This window comes from Streptococcus sp. GMD1S (genome assembly GCF_000296875.1).
Classification (GTDB): Bacteria; Bacillota; Bacilli; order Lactobacillales; family Streptococcaceae; genus Streptococcus.
Genome location: NZ_AJQY01000098.1, coordinates 1 through 2,340, shown reverse-complemented (window position 1 = coordinate 2,340; position 2,340 = coordinate 1). Strand labels below are relative to the sequence as shown.

The window sequence follows — 2,340 nt, the reverse complement described above, 5'->3', positions numbered from 1 at the left end:
ATGATAATGAGTAAAGACAGATTAAGAAAAAGCTATAAACCATTATTCATAGTTTTTCTACTCGTAGCCATCACAACAGGAGGTGTTTTTGTGTTTAGTATGTTAGGGAAGTCTCAAGAAGAACGTCGGAATAGAGAGTACGAAATCAGCTTGGTCAACGCTTTAAAAAATTCCTATGAAGGGATTGAGGAGATTAAGATTTCCAATCCAAACTACACAAACCCTCCAGGTTCATGGTCTTGTGATGTAGAAATCAAATTTAATGATGAAAGAAAAACTAAGTATAGGATAGGCCATGGACTCCATGATAAAAAGAATTATCAAGGTTCATTGACCAATGAGAAAAGGCAATTCCTTAACAATTACAAAGGAGTGACCGACTTAAAAGTAATTGTTACATATTCAGATAATAGCACGGGAGAACAATGATGACATTTTCCTATACAGATGAGCAGTTAAACAATTTGAATCGGGATTATGCTGTATATAGTGTAAATCTTGAATTCGCTAAGCGTAACGGTCGGACTTATGTCAATTCAAATCTCAGTGAAAGTATATCTCCTGATGATTTAGAAAAAACCAACACCATAACTACCTCAGATGGTCAAGAATTCCGTGTTGTTGCCACTAAGTCTGACACTGAAACAGGTTTTGACGGGCTAGCAGTTGCACCTATTGTCAACGGCGAACCAGATTATAAAAATGTAGCTGTGATTGCTGCTGGAACGGATCCTGATAGTCCGGTGAATAAAACTATGTTTGGTTCACGCGATTTCTATAGTGCCATAATTGCAAGGCAAACTTACTTATCTCCACAATATAAGGTTGCTGACCAATTTGTAAAAGAGATTATGGACGATCCTAGATATGAAGTCAGTCAACTATCAGGTTATTCACAAGGATCTTACATGCTGAAGGTGGGAGCTAAATACCACATCCCTACAACCACTTTTAATGCTTGGTTTAAATATGGTGGACTTACACTGGAAGAAAAAGCATTTATTGAAAGCAACCCTTCTATGTTTATAGATTACCGTAGAAAACATGATAATGTAGTACGTTGGAATGACTCTAATCACCCAGAAAGGTACACCAGTCCGATTGATATTACAAATTCTATGCCTAGCACGATTCATTGGATTGATGGTTCGAGCCATAAAATTGAGGACTGGGAGTTTGATCCTGTAACTGGTCAAGTTATAGATGGCAAGGGAGGAAAACCCTTAATCAGTGGTGTTTATCGAGCCTATGCCAACAGTCTCCGAGGAATGGCTCATTACAAGGACTTGAAGTCAAAATGGTCATCAGGTGGTATTAGTAGTTCTGAGGAAATATACTTAGATGCAGCTCAAGGTTCTATCCTATCATCATCTATGGCTACTGCAGCAAGAACTGGAGCTGATGAAGTGAGCGCCTTAGCCAAAAAAGCAAATCAGGAATTACAAGAAATTTGGTCAAAAATCGATTTTACAAGCTACACAGCATTAGCTCCCTATGAGGTTGAGGCCATTTTTGCTAGCCAAGGTATCACTCAAGCACAGTTTATCGATACTTTTCAGGCAGAGACAACACAAACAGTCACTAAGATGAATGCTTCCGCCCAAGCATTTGAACAGTTAGACAAACAATTACAGAATGTCATTGAAAAAACAGTAGCAACAGACACACAATTTGCCAAGGAGTTCAGACAATGGAAAGAAAAGATGTGAAATGGGAGGAAATTAGAGAGAAAGAGAGAGAACTGTTTAATCTAGAAGAACAATATTATCAACAAAAGAAAGAACTCGATGATAAAGCACTCGATTTAAACGAACGAAATGCAAATTTAGAAAAACTGATGTCTGATGAAGTTGATAAAATGTATCAAGTCTTGAGAAAATTTTCATCAACTGCTGATGATGTTAGAGACTACTTTACAGAAATAGAAAATCTGAGACACTTTTCGGAACAAGTATACCGAGAACATAGAATTAAACTCGAAAATGAGAGAGAAAAAAACGATAACGAGTTTCGCAAAAAAAGAAATGAATTAGAGGAAGAATTTCACAAACTAAGGAGAGATTATGCAAGCACCAATGAATGAATACTACACAGATGAAGAATATCAATATGCACTGAAACAAATGTATCGAATGATGGAACGAAACCGAATCATTGCGGAAGCAAAGATAGCAATAACAGCAAAAAATAAATTAAAAGAAAACTTTAGTAAGACAGCTAAGAAAATTGCTACAGAAACCAAATCAACTATCACAAGCATAAACAGCCAAATGGACACTGCAATACGAGGAAAAGTTCGCAAGAGTCTTGAAGAAAAGATTCCTAATATGTTACTCAAGT

4 protein-coding genes are annotated in these 2,340 nt (G+C 36.7%); all 4 read left to right on the top strand.

Annotated elements, in window-relative coordinates:
- Nucleotides 1–6: 6 nt before the first annotated feature.
- Nucleotides 7–429: a hypothetical protein gene (locus tag GMD1S_RS07275; RefSeq protein ID WP_025172944.1), complete on the top strand. Its 423-nt coding sequence runs from the start codon at nt 7–9 to the stop codon at nt 427–429.
- Nucleotides 429–1,709 (top strand): hypothetical protein, encoded by a 1,281-nt coding sequence (locus GMD1S_RS07270; RefSeq protein WP_000144640.1) that lies wholly within the window; start codon nt 429–431, stop codon nt 1,707–1,709. Before GMD1S_RS07275 ends, GMD1S_RS07270 begins: the two co-directional genes overlap by 1 nt.
- Entirely contained in the window at nt 1,691–2,083 is a 393-nt protein-coding gene (locus GMD1S_RS07265; protein ID WP_000439965.1) for a hypothetical protein, read from the top strand. The genes GMD1S_RS07270 and GMD1S_RS07265 overlap by 19 nt, the downstream gene beginning before the upstream one ends.
- A partial coding sequence (locus GMD1S_RS07260) for a hypothetical protein (protein ID WP_001148762.1) occupies nt 2,064–2,340 on the top strand: 277 nt, incomplete at its 3' end. The genes GMD1S_RS07265 and GMD1S_RS07260, both read left to right, overlap by 20 nt.

Coding starts and splice junctions, on each gene's coding strand:
- GMD1S_RS07270 (WP_000144640.1), top strand. CDS start 429: ATGACATTTTCCTATACAGATGAGCAGTTAAACAATTTGAATCGGGAT.
- GMD1S_RS07275 (WP_025172944.1), top strand. CDS start 7: ATGAGTAAAGACAGATTAAGAAAAAGCTATAAACCATTATTCATAGTT.
- GMD1S_RS07265 (WP_000439965.1), top strand. CDS start 1,691: ATGGAAAGAAAAGATGTGAAATGGGAGGAAATTAGAGAGAAAGAGAGA.